The sequence below is a fragment of the Candidatus Eremiobacterota bacterium genome (assembly GCA_031082125.1).
Lineage (GTDB): Bacteria > Vulcanimicrobiota > CADAWZ01 > CADAWZ01 > Ess09-12 > Ess09-12.
On sequence record JAVHLM010000032.1, the window covers coordinates 2,796 to 3,037 of the forward strand.

Below are 242 nucleotides of genomic sequence, written 5' to 3' on the forward strand. Positions count from 1 at the left end.
CACAAGGACCCTTACCAAGACTGAAGAGAACACCCTCTCGCAGTTCCTCAACAGAACTTCAACCAATGAAGGGCTCGCATCGCCTCTCATCAGGAATCTCACCAAGAGCGACAATAATGCCCTCTCGCAGTTCCTGAACAAGACTTCGACCAATGAAGGGCTCGCATCGCCTCTCGTCAAGAATTTTACCAAGAGCGACAATAATGCCCTCTCGCAGTTCCTGAACAAGACTTCGACCAATG

At 50.0% G+C, this 242-nt stretch carries 1 protein-coding gene; it reads left to right on the forward strand.

All coding sequences use genetic code 11. The features are described from left to right. Positions 1-242, forward strand: a 242-nt coding sequence (locus tag RDV48_25910; protein MDQ7826264.1) for a hypothetical protein, incomplete at both ends; no start/stop codon positions are given.